The following is a 20,018-nucleotide window of genomic DNA, read 5'->3' as shown; positions in this document are numbered from 1 at the left end:
AAGTAATATGCGCGGTGAGTGAGACCGAAGTGACAGAAGGTGCGCGATGGCGATCCGCCGCTCTGCCGCCAAGCGGCAAGGCCTGCCCTCGGTGGTGCAGTTCCGGCTCGCACCCACCCTGGCCCAGGCCGACGCCCTGGCCGCGGCGGTGCTGGTGTCCAATCAGGCGGCCACCGTCGTCTCCCGCCTGTCCTGGCAGCAACGTACCTTCACCGTGCTGGAACTGCACCGGCTCACCTACCATCCGGTCCGCGCACAGGTGGCCGGGCTGGGCGCCCAAGCGGCCGTGCGGGCCATCGCCCGGGTCGCCGGGGCCTACGCCAACCGGCGCGCCACCAAGAAGCGTGCTCACATCTTCCGCCCGCACGGCGCCATTCCCTATGACGCCCGGCTGATGAGCTGGAACCGGGATGCCCGCACCGTGTCGCTGTGGACCCCCACCGGCCGCGTCACCGTCCCGTACACCGGCCGAGAAGAGGACCTCAAGGCCGTCGACACGCTGCCGATCGGCGAGGCCGATCTGATCTTCCGGCGTGGGGTGTGGCTGTTGCAGGTCGCCGTCACCCTGCCCAAGCCGGCGGTGTGCGAGCCGGTCAACGGCTTTGTGGGGGTGGATCAAGGGGTGGCCAACCTGGCGGTCACCTCCGACGGGGCGGTGCTGCCCGGCCCCGCCCTGCCTGGGCCGATCGGCGGCAACGGCCATGTGCGCACGTTGCGGGAGCGGCGGCATCGCCAACGCCGCCGCCTGCAGGCCAAGGGCACTCCTGCGGCGCGGCGGGTGCTGCGCCGCCTGTCCGGGCGCGAGCACCGGATGATGACCCACCTCAACCACCAAATCAGCAAACACGTGGTGCGCGAAGCCGAACGCACCGGCCGCGGGGTCGCCCTGGAGGAGTTGCAGGGCATCCGCGGGCGGGTAAGGGCTCACCGGCTCCAGCGGCGCACCCTGCACAACTGGGCCCTCGCCCAGCAGATCGCGTTCACCCGCTACAAGGCCGAACGCGCCGGAGTCGCCTTCATGCTGGTCGACCCGGCCCACACCTCGCAGGCCTGTCCCGACTGCGGGTGTGTCTCCAGAGCGAATCGGCCGGCACGGGGCCGGTTCGTCTGCACCGGATGTGGCCTCGCTGGGCACGCCGACCACATCGCGGCCCGCAACATCGCCGCACGCGGCGCTGCGGGCTGGGCTGCTGTCAACCAGCCACACGCTACCGGCCTCCCTTCAGCCAGACGGGACCGTGAGAGCAAACCACCGGCTTCAGCCGGTGGTAGTTGACGTCCCCATCCCACCACCTCCGGCCCCCGCTTCCCTCCTGCGAGGGACCCGCCTGTGGATACACACTTCGATGTATCCACAGGCCTGTTGCCGCAGCCGACGTGCCCGATCAACACGCCCCCACATCCTCGTCGCGCCCATGAGATCCATCCAGGGCCTGCTCAGGGTTCTTTCGATCGCCTTGACCTGACCGACCAGCCGCGCCCCTGGTAGCGAAGGATCGAGCCGGTGAACTTTTGATCGCGGTATCTGGGTCGAGGCACTCCTCAGAACCCGCTATGCTTGCTTACGCAGCGAGCGGCCGTAGCTCAATGGATAGAGCATCTGACTACGGATCAGAAGGTTAGGGGTTCGAGTCCTCTCGGCCGCGCACATGCGAAAGGCCCGCTACCAGGGAAACCTGGGAGCGGGCCTTAGTGTTTGTCAGAACAATCTCGGGATCTTGCTAACACCTCTGCTAACACCGTGGCTCCCCGGTGACTCCCACTGCTCCTGTGATGCCTTCCGCAGAATGAAGCCGAACCCGCCGAAGGCGCGTTCAGGTCGAGTCGGGTAGCCCCTCAGTCCTCGGGTTCACGCAGGCCGACGCAGTCAAAGGCCCAAAAGGCCTCTGAGTAGACGAAGGTGCCCGTCATCCACGGCTCGTGAGCGGACAACCGGGCGACCTGGAACGCGGCTTCAGGGATGCGCAGCGACGGCGAACGGAAGCCCACCGCGCTGGCACCCTCGAAGCCGCGCGTGCCGTAGTAACGTGGCGAACCCTCCAGAAACACCAACGGCACACCCTGGCTGTCGGCCGCCTCAAGGGCGTACGCGATGAGCTGAGTACCGATCCCCTGACACTGGAACTCCGGGACCACGCCCAGCGGTGACAGGGACAGGACGTCCACGATCCGGCGCGGAGCGTCCACCCGCGTCGCGCTCAGCAGGACATGCCCCACAACCCGGTCATCAACGGTAGCGACGAAGGACATCGGCGCCAACGCAGCCTCCGCAACGCGAAGTGCCTCCACGAGCCCGGGAACCCGCTCGCTGTCACCGAAGGCGCGCGTATGAACCTCGCGCACATCTCGGTGATCGTCAGCGGTCTCTTGCCGGATCACCAGCCCGGCACCATCGGGAGCGATCCGGGAGCTTTCAGGCGCATCGTGTGACGTCATGCCGCGAGGGTAGATCGCGGGGCGGCTCGTGCGCGAGGCAATTACGCACCAGGTCGTCAAGGAGAGTATGGCTGGGCAGGCTCCCGCGCCGGAGTCGTGCCGGGGCCGCCCCGGCCAGGCAGGCGGGCCTGGGAGAGCAGGGCCAGCGCCCCGGCGATGGGGTGGGGCCAGGCGAACAGTTCGAAAGTGCTGGAGCACTGGCCGAGCACGAGGAGCATGCCTCTCAGCGCCGATCATGGAGAGCTGCCGGGGATGGTGGCTTGAGTCGTCCTGGCCGGTCACCCGCGAAGTTCCCCACACCCCTTCAGGGCGCAAACCGCAGCGAGCCTCGCCGAAACTAGACTCCACGGACGCCGACAACCAGCCAGGGAGGCGCCCGGTGCACAACCATGAACCCGCCGGCTACCACTGCCCGTTCTGCCACCTGACCCCGGACCGGGAACCCGACGTGGTCTACCGCGACGAGCGCGTCTTCGCGATGATCTGCCCCCGCTGGTGGCCGCGGAACGCGGGACATCTGCTGATCATCCCCGTCGCCCATCACGAGAACCTCTACGACCTCCCCGCCGCCGACGGCCACGCGATCTTCGACGCCACCCGAATGCTCGCCCGCGCCATGCGCACCGCCTACGACTGCGCGGGTGTCTCCACCCGCCAGCACAACGAGCCCGCCGGCAACCAAGATGTCTGGCACTTCCACCAGCACCTCTTCCCCCGCTACCCCGGCGACGACCTCTACGGCACGCCCCCACAGCCCGACTGGCTCCCCGCCGACCGTCGCCGTGCCTACGCGGAGCGGCTGCGCGCTGCACTCAACCCCTAGCCAGCAGGCGCGCGTGCAGATGGTCCATTCGTCCTGATCCTCGGATCCGACCTCGTTGCCGGGTCATGGCCCGGTCCACAGCTTCGCCGATGGCATCGACGTCGGTCTGGGCGCGCTGCGGGTAGTCCTCGTACTTCGCCGCGCGCCAGCCCCGCTCGATGTCGTTCAACTCCGGACTGCGCGGCAGCAGGCTTGTCGGGCGTTCCGCAATCCTGACGTAGCAGTGGGGCCACCCGCGAAGGATGGCCCCACTTGATCTATCTCCACAAGCACGCGCTCTTGAGCAGGGTCACGTATTCGTAGCTGCCGACGCGCACTCGGGCGCCTGAAACTAGTCGTCGATCTCCAGCAACTCGGCACCTGTTAAACGATCAATGATCGCCACGGCTGACTCATCGAGGCTAGCGGTATCGTTTGGTGCATTGATAGGCGATCCAGCGGCCGCCGCCCGCGTTGGCTATAGCGTTCCTTTTCGCTCTGGCGGGTGTACTCCCCCTGCCGCCCCAGTAGACGTTTCTCCTGGAGTTGTAGGCGACAGCGCCACAACCGTTGACGAATGTGGTGAGGACTTTGCAGCTGGAGCGGCCGCACTCCCTCACTGCCCGCTTTCTGGCGGCAGCCGCTGTTCTGTAGTCCCAGGACCTGCCGACACGGCCGTCCCGCGACACGGCGATGGCACCGTAATAGTAACGTGCTGCACTTTCCCCCGCCGTAGCGGCAACAGCTGCTGCGGGAGACGCCGTGGCCAGCACCCCGCTCGCCATGAAGGCGCAAGCGGCGATGGCAGTGAGTTTCTTGCCAAACTGCATGGTGGTTCCCCTTCGTGCCATCCAAGCGGACGGCAGCGTTGTGCTGATGAGGAGAGCCTGCTGTGTACCACTTGCAAACCACTTAAACCGATAAATGATCAAGGGAGGGATGTGAAGGACTTCAGCGGGATGGGTTGCCAGGTGGGCCGATCGCGCGCCTCGTAGCCGACCTCGTTGACCGCGTTGGACAGCTCGAAGGCACGCAGGAGGATCTCATCCAGCGAGCCACCGCCCTTGGCGTAGCCCTCCAGGAAGGACGCCTTGTTGCACTCGTCCCATTCGGACGGGCGCACGGCGGAAGTGTTTGGGCGCGTAGTCGAACGAGGGCAGCATGCCCGCCACGTCACGCAGGAGACGACAGCGAGCGGCGCTCGGCCAGTGGCCGCTTCGCCAAGGCCAGTCTCGACGCGCCGGCAACCTATGCGGAACCCGAGCTATGCGCCTGCCGAAGACTCCATCCATGCAGGTTAAGCGGTGCGGCGACGCGCGGATGACCGAGCCTGCCGCTCACCAGCAACGTCCCCGCACCCGGACTCACCGTGGCTACCATCCACACGTTCCTGACCACGGTCTCGATCAGCCGCGCCGGGTTGATTGCTCCGTCTGAAAATGCGGACGGTCGCGATCACTTATCCCATAGACGGACAGCATCACCCGGCGGACCGTGGATAGATGGAATCCACCATCGTCAAGATCTTTCGCGACCACGATCCGGATCGGTTCCCCAACGACACGGACAGGGCCGCTGGCCGGTGCAGCGCGCACGGGGAAGCGGGGGCATGCGGTGGAGTCGGTAACCATGACGTGCTACTCGAAGAGAAGGACGGAACCCCGGTGCGTTGGGCGGTCTGCACACAGTGGACGCGAACTCAGCCCGACGCGATCGAGCACTTACGACCCCACGGATTCGCCAACTGATGGCACCCCTGCGGTCCACACAGCCGGCGGACAAGCAGCCGCACGCATCGCCTTGATCTGGTGGATAGCTCCGGTGGTCCGGAGCATGGGAGAGTCGCTCTGGTGCGGGGATCATGTCGGTGGTCGGAGATGGTGAGTGTCGGGAAGTCTCGCGCGGCTTGTGCTGTCCTTCGTGGATGAGGAACTGGTTCTCGACCGGGGAAATGTGAACGTGGAGGCTCGCGGCAATCTGATGACGTTCGGCTTCACCCCGGAGAGCTTCGACGCGGGGCCCGTGGAGCAGGCTCTCGTCGCGGTCGGTGAGCGGCTCGGTGCGCGGTTCGCTGATGTCGCCGGGCCCGTGACGTTCTATGCCTGGTACGACGAGCAGGCCGGCCAGCTACGGTGTTCGGCGGCCTCTGCCGAGCCGAATGATCTGCCGTTCCGGGGCAGGTTTCGGCCTGTGGACAGTCCCTCACCTGTGCTCGCACTGATGGCCGCGGACGCACTGCCGGGTGTGGTGCCGTGGACTGATCTGCGAGAGGTCGCCGCCGAGGAGGATGCCGGCCCGGACGAGCAGGTCGAGCACACCTTCCCGGTATTTGCCGTGAAGCTCACCCGGTGAAGTGAGTCGCGTCCAGTGAAGTGGTGTACACCAGTCGCGTACAGCAACACCGTCTCACACGATCACACGCCACCGGACCGTATCTACTACCTGAGCAGGGACAGACGTGGTCGGCGAGGCATCTGCCCTTCCCTACGGATCAGACCAGATCACCCAGGCCGTGGCCGTACGGCTGGCAAGCTCGCGCCGGTGGAACTCACCTTCGATCGGCCCGCTGTCATAGGTGAAGCCGTCGTCCTGGCACTCACACCAGGAGAGCCACTGCACGAATTCTGGGGCGAGATCAGGAACGGCATCGCCGAAGTGACAGGCGCGGCGCCTACAGCGGCTGAGCGAGTCAAAGGGTTCCGTCCACAAGTGAGCCTGACCTACATCAACACGCCAGGACCAGCTCAGCCCTACGTGGAGACGCTGAGCGGTGTCGAAGCCGAGCCGGTCAAAGTGTACGTCGATCGCGTCGCACTGATCGTCCAGAACCGAGTCCTTGAGCCCGAATGGGTGTACCGCTGGAACACCCACACGGTCGTACCTATGGGAGCCGACAGCGCACCTGAATGGAGGAAGGGGAGGCGTGGCGGGCCTGGCGGCGGCTGAGTGGTTACAACCTTCTATATGGCTTCAAGCCGCCGCCCGCTGGGCGGCGGGCGGCCGGGCGGTCCGGGCGGGCGTGCGGCCTCTCCGGGCGCGTGGGGCAGCCTATGAGGAAGTGCGCACGGCGCGCGATTAGCGTTGTCCATCAGAATGGGGCTGTGGCGAACACCGTCAAGGCACCCCCGATGCCAGGCACTCTCAAAGCGACTCGATTCATCGTCACCCTGGAAGTGGCTTTCGGCTTGGTGGGGGCGGCCACGCTGGGTGGCTCCTTCTCCACCTTCGATTGGGGCATCCTGCCTGCCCTGTTTTACGCCGCAGGAAGCACCGCCCTTTTCGGGTGGTTGTTGAGCCGATGGTCGAGCCGCCGAAAGTACTTACGGTGGGTAATCATCGCCGTGCATTTGCTGGTGCTAGGCGCCGGCATCCTCGATCTGGCCCTCTTCTCCACCGTGACTTGGGAAGCGGTGTTCGGCCATGGCGTACTCACCTGGACAGTCGTCGTCTTGCTTCTCCTGCCCTCGGCTGGGCGTTGGTTCAGCGAATCCCGCGCCTGATGTAGCGGCAGTTCAACGCCTGCTCGTGCAGCCGTCGACCGCGGGCCTCGTCGCGTCACTCAGCTGATAATCGACAGCGACTGCGCTGAGGCCGTGACGATTCTCAATGAAGTTGTCAAGGTGTCGGCGCACTCCTTCGGGAGCGGAGCTGAGAACGGGTAAACGTCTAGATCCATGACTGGCTCGTCGTCGGGTGCCTGACATGCAAGGATGTCGTATGAGCAAGCTGACCGGACAGCAGATCGCAGACGAAGGGCTGGACGGGTGGGCGTACCTGCTCGGCGGCCTGCAGACCCGTATCCACACCAAGAACTTCCCGACCGGGCTCTCAGTCGTCAACGCCATCGGCGCGGCAGCCGAGGAGATGAACCATCATCCCGACCTCAACCTGCGCTACACCCACGTAGACGTTCGCTTGACCAGCCACGACGAGCGCGCGGTCACAGACCGCGATGTCCGGTTGGCCCGCATCATCTCCTCCATCGCGGCCGACGCCGGGGCGCAGCTGGAGTCCTCGAACGTCTCCCGGCTCGAGCTCGCCCTCGACACCCCGGCCGGAGAGTCGATTCTGCCGTTCTGGGCCGCGGTGCTGGCGATGGAGCATCTGTCCGGCCCCGACATCGGCGACGAACTCCGCGACCCAGCCGACGTTCTGCCGACCGTGTGGTTCCAGACGTCCGGCAGCGAGGAACCCCGCCAGCGCTGGCATCTCGACGTGTGGGTGGATCCCGCGCAGGTCCAGCCACGTATAGACGCGGCGCTCGCCGCCGGCGGCACGCTGGTCAGCGACGCGGAGGCGCCGAGCTTCTGGGTACTCGCCGACCCCGAAGGCAACCGAGCCTGCCTGTGTACCTGGCAGGCCCGTGGCTGGTAGCAGCCGACACCTGTCCGCGGCCTGGCAGCAGAACAAGGGCGTCATCTGGCCGGTCGTAGCCGGCTCCGCACAGGAACCCGTACGCCGACACAAGGTGAACCGCTATGCCGCTTGAGGACGTGGCGGGATTGCCGCGTAGCAGCGCCGGTCGCGGATGAGTGCCCACAGCACGTTGACCCGTCGCCTGGCCAGGGCCAGCACGGCCTGGGTGTGCAGCTTGCCTTCGGCACGTTTGCGCTCGTAGAAGGCTCGGGAGTCGAGGTGGCACCGGATGCTGATCAAGGCGAGCTGGGCCACCAGGAGGGCGGCCGTCTGCTCGCCCGGCACGGTGATGGTCTGAGCGGATGCCGCCTGCAGCGCCCGGCGGAGGGGCGCGGCTATCGCCAAGAGTTGGTCGGTACGCAGCCGTTGGCCCCTCCGCGGGCGATCGTCTCTCCCATAAGAGACGGAACGCTGGCGACGTACGAGCTCGACCGCTCGTATTTCGTTCCGGGCGCGGCAATCGCTCCTTCGCTTGAGGGTGTGGACCCTGCATGGCGAGTGGTGTGCAGGACATCCCATGGTCGGCTCAGTCGTAGTGCAGGATCTGCGGCAGAGTACGGCGAGCTGACCTCCAGGCAGACCCAAGCAGACCAAGGCATGGGAACGCGCGTGTGCCCTAACTACAGTTCCAGGCGACGAGGGAATGCGTCTGGCCGCCCGAAAGAGAAGATCCGTCGGAGAGCGCCGCGCAGTTCCTCACGCGCATGAACCTCAATGTCCAGCGTGACGTCAATGATGTGGTCGTCGAAGTAGAGACTGGCCGCAGCAATGAAAGTGTGGAGACGGTTCTATGCCACAGCGGCTCAGCAGGGCCGATGATGGCCCCGGAGCGCCTTCAGGCCCGATTGGATACGGCGGCCCTCCTATGAGTTCTAGGAGCATGCCATCCGGCAGATCCCTGGACGATCGTGGATGGGGATGGACCGCGAGGACGCATTCCAGAGCCGCGGCCGTCTCGTGGAGGCGTGGGCAGGCGAGGTCGCGTCAATCTATCCAGGTAACGCGAACGATCAGCACAAGGCGCAAATGCTCCGCGACGATGAAGTTGAAGAATCCACGGCCACCGAACAGATCCAGCGTTCGAAGACCTCCCCCATGCAGTGGGCCTCTGCCTGCGCGGATCGCGTCCCTCCCGAGGACTGCGAGTTGGCCGGCAAGCCGCTCAACCTCAAGGATTACGGTCGGAGGGAGCACAGCAATGACATGATCTGCGTCGGGGTTGTACTCCCAGGTCCAGGCGTCACTCACCGACGGCCTCTCGGCGCGCGGATGCCGTGATCTCGGTGATTTCGGCCAAGGCTGAGTCCAACTTGACTCTGTCGGTGGCGGTGGCGACTTCCGTCTCCAATGCGTGCAGGCGGGCCGCTCGGGCAGGGTAGCGCTGAATCGCCACAAACTCGCCCCATTGCTGCAAGAAGTTCTGCAGAGGTGCCACGGTGCTCTGCCGCGCCGCCTGCTCTGTCGCCTGGTCGAGGTGGTCAACAAACTGGCTGAGGTAGGCCGGAGCGATCTGAGCAACTGCCGCTCGGAGGGCAGCGGTGGTCAGTGGAGGGCGAGGGATCAGTGCCTCGCTGTCTTGATGCGGGGTGGACATCGTTGACCTCCAAGCTGTTACGTCTCCACGCTACCGATCCCGCTGAACCCTTTCCACCCTGGAATCGCAGGTCGAACGCCTTGATGTAGGTGGCCGGCGTCCGTGTGTTGCTGGCGGCAGGTCCCGGATCGCGTAATCGTCAGGATAGACCTCTACCGGATGAAGAGTCCGGCCTTCGGCTCAGGCGTCAAGACCGTGCCGCCGGATCGTCGATCTTGCTTACGTGGATGCTGACAACACGCTCTGGACGACCATGGACGATGGTGGAATCCCCGTGGCCAGATTCCCTCTCAACAGACATTTTCTGACGCCCGTAGACGCCCGTAGACGCCCGTAGACGCCCGTAGACGATCTCGAACTGGCTACAGATCAGAAGGGTAGGAGTTCGAGTCCTCTCGGCCGCACTCCAGGTCAAAGGCCCTTCGTGATCATTCCGGAGGGCCTTTTCGTGGCCGTACAGCAGCGTCGTACAGCTACGTAGCCGCATGCAGACGGTCTCCTACAGCAGCTCGTATCCTCCGAGCCGCCGGCCGCTCTGGTCAGACGCCGCCAAAACCCTCCTGTAGGCGGCGAATCCAGTCCGCAGGGAAGACTTTCGCCAAGGGAAGCAGGGCGCCGTCCTGGACGGCCTCATGCTTCTCGGGTGCCGGGCAGATCAGGACGGCGAGGATCCGACACGCCCGTTGGAACTCCGGGATTCCGGTAGCGTCGATCATCTTCTTGATGGGCTCCCACGCGGCTCGCACGGCGAGGCGCACCAGTGCTTCGAGGAGCGCCCTACGGCCCTCGGCCTCGCGAGAGAGATCGAGCCTAGAGGATGCGCTTCCAGTAAGTGGAGAGGAATTTCCCGACGATCTCCCGGTCCAATTTCAGGCTCGCGTGCTGGTCATGCCAGAGGCCCGTGAAGCCTCGTTGAAGGTCGTACGCGAATGTCCCCTGCTTGAGATTTAGCTCGACGGTCTTGTTGGGGAATGCGCCGAGCCACCCGGGCTTTCCAGCCAGATCCGCTTCGTTCCAGCGTGGCCCCAGGACGGGCCCGAGCGCCGCTATTGTTCTCTCTCTGTCGGGGATCAATAGCGGTCGGTCGTTCACGACCGACATGTTTCCCTTGATAATGACGTTGAAGGGCATTTGGACGGTCTCGTCGAGAGTGGTTTGCGACCACTCATCACCGACCATCGTACGTTCGCCGCTACCGCCTTTCGTGCCGTCGGTTATCTTCATCGTACGGCCCTTGGCCATGTCAAACTCGCGGCCGAACTGGCCAACCCGTTTCTGGAGGAAGAAGGGATTCCTTCCGTCCTCGAGAAACTTCGCGAGCGCGTAGATGGCGTTCGCGGGAGCAGTGATCAGGAAAATCCCGGTGGCCCACTTGATGTCATGCCACCGCTTGGCCGGGCTCTGCTTCCAGTCTCTGCCCCGCAGGCTCGCATAGCCTGGGGCAGGCCAGGACCGAGCGGCGATACCCGCGCCGGTGCTGAGTGCGGCCATGCCGAAGCCCATCTCAGCGGCGTGCTTCCAATCCCAGCCTGCGCCGCTGGCCCATCCCGTGGTCGCCAGCACGGTTGAGCTCACCGCCCCGCCGACCATGATCCGGGAGAATGCCCGCTCCCATGTGGCCGACTCCATGGCCTCGGCCAGGCCGGTGAGCGCGGGTCCGCGTCGGCGCAGCAACGCGGGCAGCCCGGCGTGCGCACCGGCCATCAACCCGCCGGCGAGCGCTCCGTGCAACATATCCCGAACCAGCTTCCCGACATCGATGCTGCCGGTGGCGAACAGCTGGTTGATCGCGCTCAATCCGCCGGAGTACATCGCGCCCAACGCCGCCTGACGGATGATCAGCAAGATGATCCGCAGTACCTGGCCCTCCGTTCGGAGCAGCTTTTTCACCACGACCTCGAGGAGCGGGCCGAGCCGGGGGGCCAGTAGCTTTGCGATGAGCATCAGTGTCACCACGAACGCCGCGGATGCCAGGAATCGCCGTCTGGCCTCCACGATCGCGTCGTAGCCGATCTGGCCGCTGTCGGCGAGATGCGTGCACCGCCGATGCAGGTCCGCCAGCTGCCCATTCTCGCCGTGCACCACCCGCGCGGCCCGTCCGAACACAGCCGTGGCCAGCCCGGACCCGGCCCCGGTCACCCGCCCGGCCTGCCCGGCGACCTGCTCCTGAACGTCGGCGACCACGCGTCCCACCGTCGTCGCGGCATACACCAGCCGCGCCACACCGGCGAGATCGCCATCCGGCCACGCGGACCCGGCTCCTACAGATTCGAGGAACCAGATCGCCTGGCTCACGAAGGCAGGCGCTGGTGTGGTCGTCGGCAGACCGCTCGGGCCCAGCTCGGGCTTGTACACATCCGGATCCGTCAGCCATCGCGGGCACCCCTGCGCGTACGGGGTCTCGGTGGTCGCCTCCCCGGCTTCGGCATATCTGCCCCCGGCGGCAATCATCCTGGCGTTCAAGTCCTCGGTTGCGGCATACCTGCAGCCGGCGACGACCATCCCGGCCGCCATCACGCGTAGCAGGTTCACCGCCCCGACCAGGTCTTTCAGCAGGTCGTCACGTAGTCGAGCGAACCCCGGCAGGCCCGCCTCGGGATCGCCCTCGAACAGCGCCCGGCCTAGATCGTCCTGACCGAAGGGCCGCTCATCCATCGCCCGGCAGAACTCGTCCACGCCCTCGGCCAGATCATCAGCGGCCTTCCGGACGCCTTTGCCCGCGCTGATCCAGTTCTCCGGGTCGAATATCAGTACCCCCGCATGGGCCGGATCGTTGGCGGCGATGTTCCTCAACTCCATGATCTACAGCAAACGCTCGCAATCTCTAACGGAGCATCTACGCCGACGGATGGCGGGACCGCCTTCACTGTCGGCCGGCAAGGCTCGACGCAGTGGTGGTTGACGCGCGTTCGGCGACATAGCACACCCGCCGATGGCGAGCGTCTTGGGGACCAGACGAAGCCGCGACTTAAATTGCCACTGCTGAATAAAGAGCTCGTTCGACCAAAAGCCGATGCATTTTGCAGTTCCATCCTTCGCATTGGTATGTCTGGCCGGTATCGATGCACTCAGAGTAGGTGGGTAAGTGTGAACGAAGGCCCAGTCGCCTGCGGCCGTCGCCTGGGTGGGGCTGCCGCGCGGCGCCGGAGCGCCAACTCCCGTGACCGCGGCTACGGAGAATCCTGTACCCACGAAACTGTGCGAAGGCGCATATTTAGCATCCTCCTTCCACTAAGGCAGAAATGCGAGGCAAGCGATCCCCACATCAGATGTCGATGTCGTCGCCCGGGACGAATGCCACATGAAATACACCATTTATACAGCCAGTAAGATCATGAGTCAACGCCCTCTGGTCCCGTCGCTACTTGGCCGTAGTCCTCACCCATATGACCGCCCTGACTGCCGGGAGTGCGGCTACACCGCCGAACTCGTCCGTAAGCTGAGGGTGTGTCCCCCGCACTGGTCCTGCTCGACGGCGTCCGCTGGCGGGGTGTGCGCGTGGTCGGCGATCGCGCGCAGACCCTGCTGGCCGTGCTCGCCATGCACGGGCGTGCAGGGGTTAGTGACGAGCGCCTGGTCGAGGAGTTGTGGCCCGACGAGGCGCCGGCCCACCCAACGAAGGCGCTGCAGGTGGTCGTCTCGCGGACCAGGGCGGCGACCTGCGCCGACGTCGTGGTGCGGATCCCACGTGGGTACCGGCTCGGGCCGCCCGCTGGTCAGGTGGACGCGCTGCTGCTTGGCGCGCTGGTGGAGCAGGCACGGGCCGCACTGGGCGAGGACGACATGGCGCTCGCGCGTCGCCGCGCCGAAGAGGCCATGGGTCTCATGGCCGGCGGCTTGGATGGCGCCACGGGCGCACTCGCTGAGCTGAGGGGCGTCGCAGCAGAGTGGGTGGCCGAGGCGCGACGGGTGGCGGCTATCGCGCGCGGCCGGAGCGGCGCTCACGAGGGTGCGCTGCCGCTGCTGGAGGAGGCCGCGGCCGAGCGGCCGCACGACGAGGAACTGCTCGCCTGCCTGCTGCGCAGCGAGGCCGCCGTACGAGGTGCCGCCGCTGCTCTGGAGCGCTACGAACGGTATCGCGCGGGCCTGGTCGCGCGGCTCGGCACCGAACCAGGGCCTGAGCTCGTCCGCGTGTACGCCGAACTCCTCGTCGCGGATCGGCCGGTGCGTGAGGGCATCCTGTTCGACAGTTCCTCGCTGCTCGGCCGCGACGACGACATCCGTGCGGTGCACGCCCTGTTGCAGACCAACAGGGTGGTCTCCACCATCGGCCCTGGCGGGCTCGGCAAGACGCGGCTGGCTCATGTCGTCGGCAGGAACGCCGCGCAGCCCATCGCTCACTTCGTCGAACTCGTCGGCGTCTCCTCGCCGGAGGGCGTAGTGGGCGAGGTGGGCTCGGCGCTCGGGGTTCGGGACTCGGTCAGCGGGCGTCGTGCTCTGACCGCCGAGCAGCGCTCCGACGTTCGCGCCCGGATCGCCCAGCATCTCGACCAGGCTCCGGCGCTGCTGATCCTGGACAACTGCGAGCACGTGATCGAGGCCGTCGCCGACCTGGTGGCGTTCTTGACCGTGACGACCCGCGACCTGCGGGTGCTCATCACCTCGCGCGCCCCCTTGTCGATCCCCGCCGAACGCGTCTACCTGCTCGGCGAGCTGCCCACGGGCGACGCGGTGGAGTTGTTCCGCCAGCGCGCCACGGCCGCCCGCCCGGGTGTGCGGATCGACGAGGGAGTGGTCGAGGAGGTCGTCGCCCGCCTCGACGGGCTGCCGCTCGCGATCGAGCTGGCCGCGGCAAAGGTGCGGGTGATGTCGGTGGAGGAGATCTCTCGGCGCCTGGCGGACCGGTTCGCCCTGCTGCGCGGCGGGAACCGTACGGCCCCCGACCGGCACCAGACGCTGCTCGCGGTCATCGACTGGTCGTGGAATCTGCTGGACGAGCCCGAACGGCGGGCGTTGCGGTGGTTGTCGCTGTTCGGCGACGGTTTCACGCTGGCCGCGGCCGAGCACGTACTCGGCCCGGACGCCCTGCACGTCATGGACGCGCTGACCGAGCAGTCGATGCTGAGCGTCCGCGAGACGACGTACGGCCTCCGCTACCGGATGCTGGAGACCGTCAGGGAGTTTGGGCGGATACGGCTGAAGGAGGCCGGCGAGGAGGCGCCCGCTCGGGCGGCGCAGCGGGCCTGGGCGACGGCGTACGCCCTCGAACACGCCTCCAAGCTGTTCAGCCCGGCGCAGTTCGCGGCAGCCGACGCGTTGCGCGCCGAGGAGAGCAACCTCGCCGATCTCCTCCGGCAGGCTCTCGGCGAGCCCGATCCCGTCACGACGGTCCAGTTGGTGGCCGGCGTCGGCGCGCTGTGGTCGGTCCGTGGCGACCACCCCCGGATCCTCGTTCACCGGGACGCGATCGCCCAGGTGATCAACGGCTGGGTGCCGCCGCCGTACCTCGTCGAGGTGACCAAGGCCGCCATGCTGATCACGCTCATGAACACCATGATCATCGAGGACCGCCGCAGCGATCCGCTGCGCGACCTCCTCCGTACGCTGCCCACCACTGACACGACGGATCCCCGCTTGGCGGCGATGGCCACGGTGGTGCTCGCGTGCGACGGTGCCCAAGGCGCCGACGTGCTCCGCCGGCTGGCGGAGTTGTGCCGGAGCGCCGACCGTGACGTGGCCTTTGCGGCGACGCAGACGAGCGTCCACGTCTTGGAGAACGCGGGAGACGCGATCAGGGCGATCGAGGCCGCCGAGCGGACCCTGACGATGCTCCGCGGAGACATGGACGTGGGGCCGTGGCTCCCCGCGATCACGCACGCCGTGCTGGCCCACCTTGTCATGCAGCTCGGCGACCGCCGACGGGCGGTCGGACACGCGCGGACCGCCATCCCGGTGTTGAGCCGGCTCGGCGCCACCGACGACGAGATCCAGCTCCGCGCGGTGCTGTTGGTCTCCGCGCTCGCCGACGGCGACCTCGACACCGCGGAGGCCGAGCTCGCCGAGATCATCCGGATCAACGACAACGAGGCAGTGCTCGGCGGGGTGGCGATCGTCTCGTTGTGCACAGCCGAGCTCGCCCTCGCCCGCGGCGAGACGGCCGCCGCGCTCGCGGAATACCGCCTGGCCGTCCAGCGGGCGCGCGACCTGCGCCTGCCCGGGGTGCCGCGCGCGGAGGTCATGCCGTGGACGATCCTCGCGGAGTCGGTCGCCCTGACGGCATACGCGTACCACGCCCCACCGGAAGACGTCCGGTACGGCGAGGAGCTGTTCTCCACCGTCCGGGGCTACGACCTGATGGCCGTGGGAAACCCCGTCCTCGACTACCCGCTGTGCGGCTCGATGCTCTTCGCGCTCGGCGCCTGGGGGCTGCTGCGGGGGGCCATGGCCGCCCGCGACGCGATCGGGTTACTGGTGCTGGCCGAGCGGTTCGCCTACAACAACAGCATGCCCAGCATGACCTTCGAGCGGATCGAACCGTATGCGGAGCGGGCCGCGCCCGGGATGATCGCCGCTGTGCGGGCCGAGTACGGCGATCGACGCGGCTCCGAGCTGCTCGACGAGGCGCGGAGTCTCGTCGAGCAGATCTCCGGCCGCGACGGGCGGGGGTCACATGTGCCGTTTGTAGCTGCGTACCGACAGCGGCGCGAAGATCGCGATGACGATCAGGCACGCCAGGAGTGTCCAGGCCACCTCTCCGCTGACGAGGGCGCTGTTGGCGAGGTCGCGGGCGGCCGTGACCAGGTGTGAGACCGGGTTGATCCGTACGAACGCGGCCAGCCAGTCGGGCAGGGTGTCGACGGGGACGAACGCGTTCGACAGGAACGTCAGCGGGAACAAGATCATCATGGAGATGCCCTGCACGGCCTGGGCGCTCCGGGCGATCGTGCCGACCCAGGTGAAGACCCACGCCAGAGACCAGCCCGTGAAGATCGCCAGCAGGATGGCGGCGAGCACGCCGCCCGCTCCGCCGCCCGGGCGGTAGCCCATCACCAGGCCCATGGCGAACGTCAGAGTGGCCGCGATCGTGTAACGCAGGAGGTCGGCCACCATCGGGCCGGCGAGCGGCGCGATCCGGGCGATCGGCAACGACTTGAACCGGTCGAAGACACCCTTCTCCATGTCCTCGCGGAGTTGCGTGCCCGTGGCCATGCACGTCGTAAGCACGGTCTGGGCGAGGATGCCGGGGATCATCAGGGGGAGGTAGCTCTCCACGTCGCCGGCGATGGCGCCGCCGAAGATGAAGGCGAACATCGCGGTGAACAGGATGGGCTGCAGCGCCACGTCGAAGAACTGCTCCGGATTGCGGAGCATCTTCTTGACCGCCCGCCACGCCATCGTCAGGGTCTGGCTGAGCGTCTCCCCCATGGAGACGCGCCGCCGGGCGGCCGCCACGCGGTCGGCGGCCCGGACCGCCTCGCGGGCGGGTGCGATCATGGTGCTCATCGGTTCTCCTCCGTGCCGGTCTCGCCGTCCCCGTCCGTCTCGTGGCCGGTGAGGGCGAGGAACACCTCGTCCAGGCTGGGCTTTGCCACGCTCACCGAGGAGATCGACACCCCGGCGGTGCGCAGCGCGATCAGTACGTCCGCGGCCAGGTCGGCCCGGTCGAGGGCGACGTTGAGGCGGCCCTGCTCCGGGCTGAGGACCGGTTCGGAGCCGAGGACGCGCCGCACGACCTCCACCGCCGCGGGCACCTCGCCCGGCTCGGGGAGCAGCAACTGGAGGGCGGAGTTGCCGACCGCGGTCTTCAACTCGTCGGGGGTGCCCTCGGCGACTTTGCGGCCGTGGTCGATGACGGCGATACGATCGGCGAGCTGGTCGGCCTCGTCCAGATATTGCGTGGTCAGCAGCACTGTGCAGCCGTCGGCGACCAGCCCTCGGATGGTGTCCCACATCTGGCCGCGCGTGCGCGGATCGAGACCGGTGGTCGGCTCGTCGAGGAAGATCAGCGGTGGCCTGGTGATCAGGCTGGCTGCCAGGTCGAGGCGCCGGCGCATGCCGCCGGAGAACTGCGCGATCGGTTTGTCGGCGGCCTCCTCCAGGCCGAACTGGCCCAGCAGCTCGGTGGCGATGCGCCGGGCGCGCGGCGCGGCGATGCCCTGCAGGCGACTGAAGAGCCAGAGGTTCTCGCGGGCAGTCAGGTTCTCGTCGACCGACGCGTACTGTCCGGTGACGCCGACCAGTTGGCGGATCACGTGCGGGTTGCCGGCCACGTCGACCCCGAAGATCTCGGCACGGCCCGCGTCGATCTTCAAGAGGGTGGCCAGCATCCGTAGCGTGGTGGTCTTGCCTGCGCCGTTCGGGCCGAGGACGCCGAAGATCTCACCGGGGCGTACGTCCAGGTCGATCCCGTCGACGGCACGGTGCTCGCCGAACGTCTTCACCAGCCCTTCGGCACGTACGGCCAGATCGGTGCCCGCGTCGGGGGCCGGGCCGCCCCCGGTAAGTCCGAGTTCTGTGATGCTCATGGCTTCACTCTTGGCGACGCCGGTTTCACGGCACCCTCGACCGGGTTTCACCGGTTGCCGGGAGCTCCGCGAATTGCGTTCTTCGGCGAGAACCTGGTCCAGGCGGCCTAGTGCGGGTTTCGGGCCTACCTTGGCTGCATCCCTTGCCAGGCAGAGACATGGGTCCTGTCCATGGACGTGGTGTCCAGCAGTGCCGTACAGCAACACCGGCACATACGACCGCACGGCACCGACATCGCGGCCTGGGCGAGGAAGGGGCCCTCAGTAGCGGACTCGAGCAGCTTCACCAGGCCTGCGTCCCTCTCCCATGCCTCGGCGTGCCCGGTCGCATCGCCGAACTCACCGCGTCCGCCGAGGCGGGAAGCATCCGCCCGTGATCGACACCGTCTTAGCGATGGCCAACATCGCAGAGGCTCACCGACAACTCCAAGCAGGCGGCGGGCCGCGGGAAGTACGTCATCGAAATGAAAATTTCATCGCAATTCGGTAGTCCGAAATCCAGGAGCACCCCTTCCGTACCTGTCTCCGCGCCTTTTTCTGAGGGGTGACCGGCAACGCCCGAAAAACCCACTGATACGAAACAACGCGGCCGACGAATACCTGACTGCGCGTTTCAGGGAGACATGAACAACGGCGACGTCACGGGGAGAATTCAACATGGGGGACCTCTTCGGCATGCTCAGACGCCGGGCCGAGGACAACGCGAGGAAAGTGGTGGACGCCTGCGTCGGCGAGATCGCCGGCTTCCAGGCGATCGAGCCCAGATCGCGGGGGTCGATGATGGAGTTCGCGGTCGTCGTACGGCGCCGGACGGCCGAGCTGGCCGCCTCCGGCGAGCCGCTGCTGGAAAGCGACCTGGCCTTCATCGAGTCGGTCGGCGAGCAGCGCGGCACGCAGGGCGTGGCACCGGCCTGCCAGCGCGGTGCGCTCGCGCTGCACGCCGCCTTCACACTGCGGGAGATCTCCGAGGCGGCCGGACCCGGCGATCTGACCGACACGATGCGCGTGATCGACTGGCTGGCCCGGCACGGCACGGCGGCGCAGGCTGCCTACACCCGCGGCTACTTCCGGGGGTACGAGCGGTTCCTGCCGACGGCATCGCGCGTCCACCTGCTGGCCACCATGGTGCTGCACGACGACCCGATGGCCGGCGAGCTGGCCGGCAGCCTCGGGATGGCGGTGGCCGAGCACCATCTGGTCACGGTGGTGCGGGTGGCCACGGAGCCGCCGAAGAAATGCCGGGAGGAAGTCATGTGCACCCTGCTGCAGCGGCACCGCATGCCGTTCGGGTGGCAGGAACCGGACGAGTTCGTGGCGCTGGTGCCGTATCACGCGACGCGGCCGGAGCGCCGGGCGGCGGCCGAGGAGTCCGGGCTGGCGCTGGTGCGGGCGGTCGCCGAGGTCGTGGGGCGGCCGTGCTCGGTCGGCGCCGCCCACGGGCGCCGCCGCGCGCTGGTCCAGGCGGCCGCGCTGGCGCGGAAGGTCAGCCGGGTGGCGCCGATCGAGCGGGTGCCGCGCCGGCTGTACGGGGTGGCCGACGTGTTCGCGGAGCTGGGCGCGTGTTCTCCGTCGCGCTCCACACTGGTGACGCTCCCTCAAGAGTCTGGGGCCCGTAAGCAGGTCTTGGAGACCGCGTACGAACGCGGTGCGGCTGTAGCATGTCGGGGTGCCGCGGGTTGCCGATCATGATGAACGTCGGGCCCAGATCGCGCGGGCGTTTCAGCGGCTGCTCGCCGTGGAGGGCGTGGCCGGCGTCTCGTTCTCGCGGGTGGCGGCCGAGGCCGGGATCTCGGTCGGGCTCATCCAGCACTACTTCTCCAGCAAGGACGTGCTGCTGCGGTTCGCGTTCGAAGATGCTGTGAGCCGGATGAGCGAGCGGGTGCAGATCCGGGTCCGCGACGGTGAGGCTGCCGGTCTGCCGATCGGGGACCTGCTGCTCAACAGCCTGGCCGAGTTGCTGCCGCTGGACCCGGAGCGGGAGGTCGAGTACCGCGTCCGGCAGGGGTTGCAGGCCCAGGCCCTGCATCACGCCGGGCTCGCCGAGGTCGCCCGCCGGGCCGGCGGTGACATGCTCGACCATGTCACGGCGGCGATCGAGAACGGCAGGCGGTGCGGCGAGGTCGAGCCCGGCGTCGACGCGGGGCTCGCCGCCCGCATGATTCTGGCGACCGTGCAAGGGCTGGCCGATCAGGTCGCGCTGTCGGGCGCGGGCTCCTTTCCGGCATGCGACGTGCTCCGCCTGTCCGTCGCCACGGTGTTCACCGGGCGCTGCGCTGCGCACGATCGCCGGGCATCCCCGCGGTGA

Annotated in this window: 18 protein-coding genes, 1 tRNA gene and 1 pseudogene; 10 read left to right on the top strand and 10 right to left on the bottom strand. The window is 67.4% G+C overall.

The window, feature by feature from the left end; translation table 11 throughout:
• Positions 1 to 46: 46 nt before the first annotated feature.
• Both ACTMTI_RS06220 and ACTMTI_RS06215 read left to right on the top strand, forming a co-directional pair.
• The gene (locus ACTMTI_RS06220; RefSeq protein WP_441118679.1) at positions 47 to 1,276 is read left to right on the top strand and encodes an RNA-guided endonuclease InsQ/TnpB family protein; all 1,230 of its coding nucleotides are present in this window, start codon (positions 47 to 49) and stop codon (positions 1,274 to 1,276) included.
• 297 nt (positions 1,277 to 1,573) lie between these two features.
• Positions 1,574 to 1,646: transfer RNA gene (locus ACTMTI_RS06215), tRNA-Arg, on the top strand.
• Positions 1,647 to 1,836: 190 nt separating this feature from the next.
• Here ACTMTI_RS06215 and ACTMTI_RS06210 read toward each other — a convergent pair.
• Positions 1,837 to 2,436, bottom strand: coding sequence for a GNAT family N-acetyltransferase (locus ACTMTI_RS06210; RefSeq protein WP_441118677.1), 600 nt, complete (start codon positions 2,434 to 2,436; stop codon positions 1,837 to 1,839).
• A gap of 56 nt (positions 2,437 to 2,492) precedes the next feature.
• Positions 2,493 to 2,654: a hypothetical protein gene (locus ACTMTI_RS06205; protein WP_441118676.1), complete on the bottom strand. Its 162-nt coding sequence runs from the start codon at positions 2,652 to 2,654 to the stop codon at positions 2,493 to 2,495.
• Between the two features lie 161 nt (positions 2,655 to 2,815).
• Between ACTMTI_RS06205 and ACTMTI_RS06200 the strand changes: the two genes are divergently transcribed.
• The gene (locus ACTMTI_RS06200; protein WP_397057548.1) at positions 2,816 to 3,259 is read left to right on the top strand and encodes an HIT family protein; all 444 of its coding nucleotides are present in this window, start codon (positions 2,816 to 2,818) and stop codon (positions 3,257 to 3,259) included.
• Here ACTMTI_RS06200 and ACTMTI_RS06195 read toward each other — a convergent pair.
• The 3 genes from ACTMTI_RS06195 to ACTMTI_RS06185 all read right to left on the bottom strand — a co-directional run bounded on the left by ACTMTI_RS06195 (position 3,249) and on the right by ACTMTI_RS06185 (position 4,361).
• Positions 3,249 to 3,428, bottom strand: coding sequence for a hypothetical protein (locus ACTMTI_RS06195; RefSeq protein ID WP_441118674.1), 180 nt, complete (start codon positions 3,426 to 3,428; stop codon positions 3,249 to 3,251). The two genes, ACTMTI_RS06200 and ACTMTI_RS06195, sit on opposite strands and share 11 nt — an antisense overlap.
• 232 nt (positions 3,429 to 3,660) lie before the next feature.
• Entirely contained in the window at positions 3,661 to 4,023 is a 363-nt protein-coding gene (locus tag ACTMTI_RS06190) for a DUF4189 domain-containing protein (RefSeq protein ID WP_441118855.1), read from the bottom strand.
• A gap of 143 nt (positions 4,024 to 4,166) precedes the next feature.
• On the bottom strand, positions 4,167 to 4,361 hold the full coding sequence (locus ACTMTI_RS06185; RefSeq protein ID WP_441118673.1) for a hypothetical protein: 195 nt from the start codon (positions 4,359 to 4,361) through the stop codon (positions 4,167 to 4,169).
• A gap of 785 nt (positions 4,362 to 5,146) precedes the next feature.
• Between ACTMTI_RS06185 and ACTMTI_RS06180 the strand changes: the two genes are divergently transcribed.
• The 4 genes from ACTMTI_RS06180 to ACTMTI_RS06165 all read left to right on the top strand — a co-directional run bounded on the left by ACTMTI_RS06180 (position 5,147) and on the right by ACTMTI_RS06165 (position 7,612).
• Positions 5,147 to 5,590 (top strand): hypothetical protein, encoded by a 444-nt coding sequence (locus tag ACTMTI_RS06180; protein WP_441118671.1) that lies wholly within the window; start codon positions 5,147 to 5,149, stop codon positions 5,588 to 5,590.
• Between the two features lie 15 nt (positions 5,591 to 5,605).
• Positions 5,606 to 6,184 (top strand): 2'-5' RNA ligase family protein, encoded by a 579-nt coding sequence (locus ACTMTI_RS06175; RefSeq protein WP_441118670.1) that lies wholly within the window; start codon positions 5,606 to 5,608, stop codon positions 6,182 to 6,184.
• Positions 6,185 to 6,339: 155 nt separating this feature from the next.
• Complete coding sequence (locus ACTMTI_RS06170) at positions 6,340 to 6,738, top strand: hypothetical protein (protein ID WP_441118668.1); 399 nt, start codon at positions 6,340 to 6,342, stop codon at positions 6,736 to 6,738.
• A gap of 217 nt (positions 6,739 to 6,955) precedes the next feature.
• Positions 6,956 to 7,612 carry a 4a-hydroxytetrahydrobiopterin dehydratase gene (locus ACTMTI_RS06165; protein ID WP_441118667.1) on the top strand — a complete coding sequence of 219 codons (657 nt, stop codon included), beginning with the start codon at positions 6,956 to 6,958 and terminating at the stop codon, positions 7,610 to 7,612.
• Positions 7,613 to 7,714: 102 nt separating this feature from the next.
• On the opposite strand, the gene ACTMTI_RS06160 is transcribed toward ACTMTI_RS06165, so the two are convergent.
• The 3 genes from ACTMTI_RS06160 to ACTMTI_RS06150 form a co-directional block, all read right to left on the bottom strand.
• Positions 7,715 to 7,999, bottom strand: coding sequence for a hypothetical protein (locus tag ACTMTI_RS06160; protein ID WP_441118861.1), 285 nt, complete (start codon positions 7,997 to 7,999; stop codon positions 7,715 to 7,717).
• Between the two features lie 895 nt (positions 8,000 to 8,894).
• Complete coding sequence (locus ACTMTI_RS06155; RefSeq protein WP_441118665.1) at positions 8,895 to 9,248, bottom strand: hypothetical protein; 354 nt, start codon at positions 9,246 to 9,248, stop codon at positions 8,895 to 8,897.
• An 810-nt stretch (positions 9,249 to 10,058) separates the two neighbouring features.
• Positions 10,059 to 12,047: a sugar transferase gene (locus tag ACTMTI_RS06150; protein ID WP_441118663.1), complete on the bottom strand. Its 1,989-nt coding sequence runs from the start codon at positions 12,045 to 12,047 to the stop codon at positions 10,059 to 10,061.
• A gap of 741 nt (positions 12,048 to 12,788) precedes the next feature.
• Here ACTMTI_RS06150 and ACTMTI_RS06145 point away from each other — a divergent pair.
• A pseudogene (locus ACTMTI_RS06145) lies at positions 12,789 to 14,159 on the top strand (ATP-binding protein); the annotation flags it as partial.
• Between the two features lie 1,695 nt (positions 14,160 to 15,854).
• Here ACTMTI_RS06145 and ACTMTI_RS06140 read toward each other — a convergent pair.
• Together ACTMTI_RS06140 and ACTMTI_RS06135 are read right to left on the bottom strand one after the other, a co-directional pair.
• Positions 15,855 to 16,691 (bottom strand): ABC transporter permease, encoded by an 837-nt coding sequence (locus ACTMTI_RS06140; RefSeq protein ID WP_441118661.1) that lies wholly within the window; start codon positions 16,689 to 16,691, stop codon positions 15,855 to 15,857.
• On the bottom strand, positions 16,688 to 17,713 hold the full coding sequence (locus ACTMTI_RS06135) for an ATP-binding cassette domain-containing protein (protein WP_441118660.1): 1,026 nt from the start codon (positions 17,711 to 17,713) through the stop codon (positions 16,688 to 16,690). The genes ACTMTI_RS06140 and ACTMTI_RS06135 overlap by 4 nt, the downstream gene beginning before the upstream one ends.
• A 657-nt stretch (positions 17,714 to 18,370) precedes the next feature.
• Between ACTMTI_RS06135 and ACTMTI_RS06130 the strand changes: the two genes are divergently transcribed.
• Positions 18,371 to 19,402 (top strand): hypothetical protein, encoded by a 1,032-nt coding sequence (locus ACTMTI_RS06130; RefSeq protein ID WP_441118659.1) that lies wholly within the window; start codon positions 18,371 to 18,373, stop codon positions 19,400 to 19,402.
• Positions 19,380 to 20,018 (top strand): TetR/AcrR family transcriptional regulator, encoded by a 639-nt coding sequence (locus ACTMTI_RS06125; protein ID WP_441118657.1) that lies wholly within the window; start codon positions 19,380 to 19,382, stop codon positions 20,016 to 20,018. Before ACTMTI_RS06130 ends, ACTMTI_RS06125 begins: the two co-directional genes overlap by 23 nt.

Source organism: Nonomuraea sp. H19 (assembly GCF_052068215.1).
Taxonomy (GTDB): Bacteria; Actinomycetota; Actinomycetes; order Streptosporangiales; family Streptosporangiaceae; genus Nonomuraea.
This window is presented reverse-complemented; position numbering and strand designations above follow the sequence as displayed.

Coding starts and splice junctions, on each gene's coding strand:
- ACTMTI_RS06220 (WP_441118679.1), top strand. CDS start 47: ATGGCGATCCGCCGCTCTGCCGCCAAGCGGCAAGGCCTGCCCTCGGTG.
- ACTMTI_RS06210 (WP_441118677.1), bottom strand. CDS start 2,436: ATGACGTCACACGATGCGCCTGAAAGCTCCCGGATCGCTCCCGATGGT.
- ACTMTI_RS06205 (WP_441118676.1), bottom strand. CDS start 2,654: ATGCTCCTCGTGCTCGGCCAGTGCTCCAGCACTTTCGAACTGTTCGCC.
- ACTMTI_RS06190 (WP_441118855.1), bottom strand. CDS start 4,023: ATGGCGAGCGGGGTGCTGGCCACGGCGTCTCCCGCAGCAGCTGTTGCC.
- ACTMTI_RS06165 (WP_441118667.1), top strand. CDS start 6,956: ATGAGCAAGCTGACCGGACAGCAGATCGCAGACGAAGGGCTGGACGGG.
- ACTMTI_RS06155 (WP_441118665.1), bottom strand. CDS start 9,248: ATGTCCACCCCGCATCAAGACAGCGAGGCACTGATCCCTCGCCCTCCA.
- ACTMTI_RS06150 (WP_441118663.1), bottom strand. CDS start 12,047: ATGGAGTTGAGGAACATCGCCGCCAACGATCCGGCCCATGCGGGGGTA.
- ACTMTI_RS06140 (WP_441118661.1), bottom strand. CDS start 16,691: ATGAGCACCATGATCGCACCCGCCCGCGAGGCGGTCCGGGCCGCCGAC.
- ACTMTI_RS06135 (WP_441118660.1), bottom strand. CDS start 17,713: ATGAGCATCACAGAACTCGGACTTACCGGGGGCGGCCCGGCCCCCGAC.
- ACTMTI_RS06130 (WP_441118659.1), top strand. CDS start 18,371: ATGGGGGACCTCTTCGGCATGCTCAGACGCCGGGCCGAGGACAACGCG.